This window comes from Staphylococcus kloosii, assembly GCF_032139365.1.
Taxonomy (GTDB): domain Bacteria; phylum Bacillota; class Bacilli; order Staphylococcales; family Staphylococcaceae; genus Staphylococcus; species Staphylococcus kloosii_A.
Map to the genome: position 1 here is coordinate 1 of NZ_JAVTDB010000033.1, position 7,195 is coordinate 7,195.

General features: G+C 33.4%; 6 protein-coding genes. 1 reads left to right on the top strand and 5 read right to left on the bottom strand.

The window, feature by feature from the left end; translation table 11 throughout:
* Nucleotides 1-97 precede the first annotated feature (97 nt).
* The 5 genes from pheT to RPL90_RS03405 form a co-directional block, all read right to left on the bottom strand.
* The gene (gene pheT / locus RPL90_RS03385) at nucleotides 98-2,500 is read right to left on the bottom strand and encodes a phenylalanine--tRNA ligase subunit beta (RefSeq protein ID WP_313545555.1); all 2,403 of its coding nucleotides are present in this window, start codon (nucleotides 2,498-2,500) and stop codon (nucleotides 98-100) included.
* On the bottom strand, nucleotides 2,500-3,558 hold the full coding sequence (pheS, locus tag RPL90_RS03390) for a phenylalanine--tRNA ligase subunit alpha (protein ID WP_313545557.1): 1,059 nt from the start codon (nucleotides 3,556-3,558) through the stop codon (nucleotides 2,500-2,502). The genes pheT and pheS overlap by 1 nt, the downstream gene beginning before the upstream one ends.
* Before the next feature lie 325 nt (nucleotides 3,559-3,883).
* Nucleotides 3,884-4,624, bottom strand: coding sequence for a TrmH family RNA methyltransferase (locus tag RPL90_RS03395; RefSeq protein ID WP_313545564.1), 741 nt, complete (start codon nucleotides 4,622-4,624; stop codon nucleotides 3,884-3,886).
* A gap of 129 nt (nucleotides 4,625-4,753) precedes the next feature.
* Entirely contained in the window at nucleotides 4,754-4,927 is a 174-nt protein-coding gene (gene rpmF / locus RPL90_RS03400; RefSeq protein WP_002435373.1) for a 50S ribosomal protein L32, read from the bottom strand.
* 81 nt (nucleotides 4,928-5,008) lie between these two features.
* The gene (locus RPL90_RS03405; protein WP_313545560.1) at nucleotides 5,009-5,548 is read right to left on the bottom strand and encodes a YceD family protein; all 540 of its coding nucleotides are present in this window, start codon (nucleotides 5,546-5,548) and stop codon (nucleotides 5,009-5,011) included.
* Between the two features lie 126 nt (nucleotides 5,549-5,674).
* Here RPL90_RS03405 and RPL90_RS03410 point away from each other — a divergent pair, with 126 nt between their 5' ends.
* Nucleotides 5,675-6,811 (top strand): nucleotidyltransferase, encoded by a 1,137-nt coding sequence (locus RPL90_RS03410; protein WP_313545562.1) that lies wholly within the window; start codon nucleotides 5,675-5,677, stop codon nucleotides 6,809-6,811.
* The last annotated feature ends 384 nt before the right edge of the window (nucleotides 6,812-7,195 follow it).

The following is a 7,195-nucleotide window of genomic DNA, read 5'->3' on the forward strand; positions in this document are numbered from 1 at the left end:
ATTAATAAAACGTCAATTTCTATATTTTTAATAGAAATTGACGTTTTTATTTTAATTATAGATATTAATCTCTTAAATTCGTTTACTTATAGTAATATTATCTTATTGTTGCCCCATTATTTTGTAACGCTTCTAAAATATCATTATGGACAGCATTAACTTTATCATCAGTTAATGTCTCTTCTGTATCTAAATAATATAGTCTTATTGCTACAGATTTTTGATCTTCAGCAACGTGTTCTCCTTCATAAACATCGAACACTTGTGTATCCTGTAAAATATTGCCACCATGTTGTTTAATTGTTTGAATTAGTTCTGCTGATGGTGTTTCTCGATTAATTAATAATGCTATATCTCTTGCCGCACCCGGGAATCTTGGAATTGGTTCATAATTAATATAACCAACTTGAACAGCCATTAATTTTTCATAGTTTAATTCAAATACATAAGTACGGTTTAAGTCATAAGATTGCTCAACTGTTGGATGTAATTCTCCAACAAAACCTACAACTTCATCGTTTAAATAAATCATAGCGGTTCTACCTGGATGCATACCTTCAATTTCGCCGTTAGCATAGTCAAAAGTGATATCTAACGTTTCTGCGATTCGGTCTACGACACCTTTAGCGATGAAGAAATCAATTTCTTCTTTTTTATTTTGCCAATCATTTGTTACATAATCGCCAGTTAAAATACCACTTAAGTATTCTACTTCATCTGGTAACTCGCCTTTACCATTGTCGAAAAATACGCGTCCTATTTCAAATAATCTTACGTCTTTATTCTTACGAGCAACATTATAAGATACGGCATCAATTAAATGTGGAATTAAACTTTGACGTAAAGTCGAATGCGCTTCACTCATAGGCATTAATAACTCTGTAATATTTCTATCAACTAGAGTAAATTGTCGTGCTCTTTCTTTATTAATTAAAGAATAATTAATTGCTTCGCTCAAGCCCGCCCCTTCTAATGAACCTTTAACAATTCGTGTTTTAGCTTGTCTGTCAGTCAATTTACCACTTGTAACAGTATCAAATACTGGTAATGTAGATGGAATTTCGTCATAACCATATATTCTAGCAATTTCTTCAATTAAATCTTCTTGAATCGTAATATCTTTACGTCTTGATGGTACATGTACAGTTAAAGTGTCATTATTGTTTTCAGTTTTAAAACCTAATTGTACAAAGATATTAATGATATCCTCTGCACTTAAGTCAAAACCAATCGTATTGTTAACTTTATCTACAGTTATATTTATCGGCGTAACAAATTCACCTAAGTCACCTTGTGATACACGGTCTTTTAACACGGTTCCACCGGCATAAGTTTCTAATAAATAACAAGCTCTATCTACAGCTTCGTTAACGAATTCAGTCGCAATACCTTTTTCAAAACGACTTGAAGATTCACTACGTAAGTTTAATCTACGAGATGTATGTCGAATGGACACAGGATCAAAAATAGCACCCTCGACTAACACATTAGTCGTATTTGGTGTTACTTCTGAAAAGTCTCCACCCATGACGCCACCTAAAGCGACAGGTTGTTGGCCATTAGTAATTACAATATCACCTGAAACTAAACTACGTTGTTGGTCATCAAGTGTTGTCATTGTTTCATTTTCTTGTGCTTGTCTTACGACGATTTGTTCTGACCCGATTTGGTCTTTATCGAACATATGCAATGGTTGACCATATTCTAATAACACATAGTTTGAAATATCTACAACATTATTTATAGGTCTAATGCCTGCTTTAATTAAACGTGTTTGCATCCAAATTGGAGAAGGAGCAATTTTAACGTTTTTAACCCCTCTTACGCTGTAATAATGTGTTTTATCTGGGTTGTCTATCGTTACAGACATACTGTCATGAATTGATTCATCAGCATCTGTAGTTTCCGTTTGTGGTTTGGCCATAGAAGTATTATAAAGTGCAGCAGTTTCATACGCCGTACCAACCATGCTTAGTGCATCTGCTCTATTTGGTGTTAGATCAAATTCCATTACTTGATCATTCAAAAATAATGCAGACAGTGCATCTGTACCTGGTTCTACAGTTTCAGGGAAAACAAATATACCATCTTCAAATTGTTTAGGCACTAAATTACTAGCTATACCAATTTCTTGTAATGAACAAATCATACCAGCAGATTGTTGGCCACGTAATTTAGCTTTCTTTATCTTAATACCACCAGGTAATCTACCACCTACTTTAGCAACGATTACTGTTTGCCCTTCATCTACGTTTGGCGCACCACAAACAATTTGTACTGGTTCCTCTTCACCGATATCTACTGAACAAATATTTAATTTGTCTGCGTCAGGATGTGAAGTTTTTGAAATTATATAACCGACAACTAAATTTTTAATATCTTGCGTATAATCAATAATATCGTCAACTTCAATACCTGTACGTGTTATTCTTTCGGCAAGAACATTAACAGGTTGATTGACATTAACGTAAGATTCTAACCATTCTTTTGAAATTAACATTATTGTTCACCTCTATCTTCTACTGCTTTAAATTGATTTAAGAATCTCACATCATTTGTATAGAAATGACGAATATCTTCAATACCGTATTTCAACATTGCAATACGATCTGGGCCCATACCAAATGCAAAACCTGTATATTTTGTAGAATCGTATCCAGCCTTTTCTAAAACATTTGGATGTACCATTCCAGAACCTAAAATTTCTATCCAGCCTGTATGTTTACAAACGTTACAACCTTTACCCTGACATTTGAAACATGAAATATCCACTTCTACTGAAGGTTCAGTGAATGGAAAATAACTTGGTCGTAAACGAATTTCTCGCTCGTCACCAAATAAACTTTTTGCTAATAATTCTAAAGTACCTTTAAGGTCACTCATTTTTATATTTTCATCAACGACTAAACCTTCAATTTGCGTAAATTGATGACTATGTGTCGCATCGTCTGAATCACGTCGATATACTTTACCAGGACATATAATTTTAACAGGTGCTTTGCCATTTCTTTGTTCCATTGTTCTTGCTTGTACTGGGGAAGTATGTGTACGCATTAATATTTCTTCAGTGATATAGAAACTATCTTGCATATCTCGTGCAGGGTGTGATTTAGGTAAATTTAATGCCTCAAAATTGTAATAGTCTTGCTCTACTTCAAAACCGTCAACAATCTCATAGCCTAAACCTAAAAATAAATCTTCTATTTCTTCAATTGTGCGCGTTAAAGGGTGTTTTGCACCGATTGCGATTTTACGACTAGGTAACGTAACATCAATTTTTTCAGTTGCTAGCTGTTGCTCTAATTGTTCTTTAGCCAATAGTTCTTGGCGTGATTCAATTTCAGTTTCAATAGCTTGTCGCACTTCATTTACTTGTTGTCCATATTGAGGTTTCTCTTCATTAGGTAAATCTTTCATATGTTTCATTAATCCACTAACTGAACCTTTTTTACCCAAATATTTAACTTTAACATCTTGTAATTCTTTTTCATTCGCAGCTTCATTAATGTCTATTAATGCTTGTTGTTGTAACTGTGACATCTCTTCAGTTTGAACCATACTTTCTCCTCCTCATTTCGCTCACTTTTATTACCAATAAAAAAAGACTTTCACCCCTGTAATAAAGGGACGAAAGTCTTCCGTGGTACCACCCAAATTTATGCCTTAGCATACGCTTGTAACATCTTGATAACGGAATCTAATTCCGACTTAAATTTCTTTAAGTAACCAAAAAGGTGAAAAAAACTATTTGTTACTGGAATAAATTGCAGTCTCTGTTTATTCTCCCTGAACAATAACGTCTAATAGTTTACGTCTTTTTATCGGTTTATATTAAATTAATGTAGTGATTTGTATTAATTATATACGAATATACTTTATAGGGTCAACCTTTCAAATGATACATTAATATGCTACCAGCAATAGCAACATTTAAACTTTCAGCCTTACCGTATATAGGTATTGTAATGTTATCGGTAACTGCTTCTAGTAACTCAGGTTTTACACCTTCACCTTCGTTACCTAATAAAATCCCAAATTTTTCTTGTTGCTCAATTGATTTGAATGACATAGCATTTTCAAGCGCCGTGCCATAAATTGGGCCTTCATAATCATTCACAAAATCAATTAACTCCGCAATGATAATTGGCAAATGAAATACACTACCCTGACTTGCTCTTAAAACTTTATCTTGGTATGGGTCTGCAGTCCCTTTTTCTAAAACAATTAAATCTAAACCAGCTGCATCTGCTGTTCTTATTAATGTTCCTAAATTACCTGGGTCTTGAATTCTATCGATAAGTAATACTTGCTGTGCATTATTTTTATCATAAACAGGTTTTTCAATCACCGCAAAAAATCCTTGTGGTGTTACCGTGCCAGATAAGGCTTCTGCAACTTTTAAATTAATTTCAAAAGTATATTCAGCATGTTCGATGATTGCATCATCAACTCTATCTGGTTCAACCATAAACAATTGTTTGATCGTAACATTGCTTTTATACGCTTCTTCAATTAAATGATAACCTTCAATTAGTGCAAGACCTGTCTTGTCTCGCTCACGTTTTTTTGCTAACTTAATTGCTTGCTTAATTTTATTATTTTGAGCCGAAGTAATATTTTCCATCATTTATCCTCGCCTATATTTATTTAACATGCTAGTGATTAAACATATGAAAAAATCGTTCACAAATTATCAATGTAATAATTAATGAACGATTTACATGACCACTAATGAGTCATTTTTATAATATAATTATTTAGATACAACTTCTTCACCATTGTAAGAACCACAGTTTTTACATACACGGTGAGATAGTTTGTATTCTCCACAACTTGGGCATTCAGTCATTCCAGGTACTGAAATTTTGAAATGCGTACGACGTTTGTTTTTTCTAGTTTTTGACGTTCTTCTTTTTGGTACTGCCATGATTTATCCTCCTTATATTTAAACACAAAATCATTAATGTCAGATTCAATATTCAATTATACTATAGAATACATAAATCTGCTATTGCTCTTCATCATATAATTGGTGTAATTTCTGAAGCCTTGGATCGATTTGCTTAGACTCTGATTCTTCCTGTTTCTTAGCAAGTTCAGCCGCTTGTTCTTCGTCTAAAACTTCCCAACCATTACCTTCGCGCATTATTACTTCACTGTTATCAGCAAATGCACGCATTGGTTTTTCAATGATGACAAGTTCTTCAGCAATATCTTTTAAATTTATCATTCCATCAGATGCGTCATGATAATGTTCATCATCTTCACTATCTGCATAGTAGCCATCTAAATCAAAAATTTCTTGTGAAGTTGTATCAAGCGGTACTTCAACTGGTTTTAAAGTTCTTGCACATGGCATCGTATATGTGCCAGTAATATGCATATCTGCAATAACTTCATTTGATTTTACTGTTAACTCACCATCGATAGTAATATCTGATAAATCTATTAAATCCAATGTTTCTTTTAAATGATCAAAGTTAACCGTTTGATGAAATTCAAAAGGTTTATCTTGATATTTTCTTAATTGTGTTATCGACCATTTCATACGGCTTCACCTCTAACAAGCACAAAATTTATTTTAACTTTATAGACATAAGTTGTCAAGATTTTTTCTTAACACTTATGTATCTGATATAATATTAATAATGAATACTGAAAGGAAGAAATGCAAATGAAAAGTGTTGCGCTAGTTACCGAGTATAATCCCTTCCACAATGGTCACTTATACCATGCTCAGCAATCAAAGTCAATAACACAATCTGATGTATCGATAGCTATTATGAGCGGTCAATTTGTAATGCGTGGCGAACCAGCCATTTATAATAAATTTGTAAGAGCCGAAATGGCACTATCTGACGTTGACATCGTCGTCGAATTACCCGCCTATGCTTCTATGTCAGCAGGACAATATTTTGCTAACAGTGCAATACAAGTTGCCGATTATCTTGATGCAAATCATTTATCTTTTGGTAGTGAGTCCGGAGACATAACTGAATTTCATAATACTGTCGAAGATATGAAAGCAATTGAGCAATCGCCACTATTTGTGCAAAAACAAAAAGAAGGTAAAAGCTATCCACGTATTTTAAGTGAACTACTTGAGCATAGTGAATTGTTAAAAGAACCTAATAACACGTTAGGTTTATCATACATACAAGCCATTAATAATCTTGCTCCTCATATAAAACCATGGACGATAGAACGACATCAAGCGCATCATCATGACGACGGAATTACAAATCATTCATTTGCAAGCGGTACTTCTATAAGAAATGCATTAATTTCTAATCAAAACAATTGGCAAAACGTAGTACCTTCCCAAATTGTACAATTATATCAACAACCTAAGGCTGATACGGAATCTTGCTTCCCATTTATAAAACACGCAGTTTTGACTCATGATGCAAAACAACTGAGTCAAATACATACAATGAGCGAAGGATTGGAACAAAGATTGAAGAAAGTAATTTCAGCATCGACTTCTCACTCTCAACTTATCGACGCTTTAAAATCTAAACGCTATACACGTACACATATTCAAAGAGTATTAATGAACGTATTATTGAATTTCCAACAACATGAAAAGCCACAATCTATAGATGCCGTACATATATTAGGCATGAGCAAGCGCGGACAAGCTTATATTAAACATTTAAAAACGCAATTTCCTGAGCGCAACTATGTAACTAATATCAATAAGCAAAACGCACATTACTTTAAATATGAAATCCAAGCTACAAATGTATACAATAATATTTTTAATAATACAGCAACTGATTTTAATTCACCGGTTATCATTAAAAATTAAACCCATATAGCAATGACACTAACTAGATTAACTAATCAATACAGTTAGTGTCATTTAATTGAGTTACACAAAAATTCTATCTTTTAACTTTCGCCACATATCAATTTCAAACAAGACCCCTGTTTATAAATTATGACCCTAACGCTAACTAAAAATTGGCCACTCTTATTTTGAGCAAGACGCCTGACGGAATAGAAAGTGTCTCGAGACTACAGGCTTGAGCCTTTCACGTAGGAAAACGTAGCTCAAAATATGTTACTTACAATCCGCTTCCTACATTAAAAAGAAAGATGAATGAAATAGCTACTCTATTAGTACTGTTGTTTCCATTGTCATTAACACACTCTTATTTTGAGCAAGACTCCTGACAGAATAGAAAGTGTC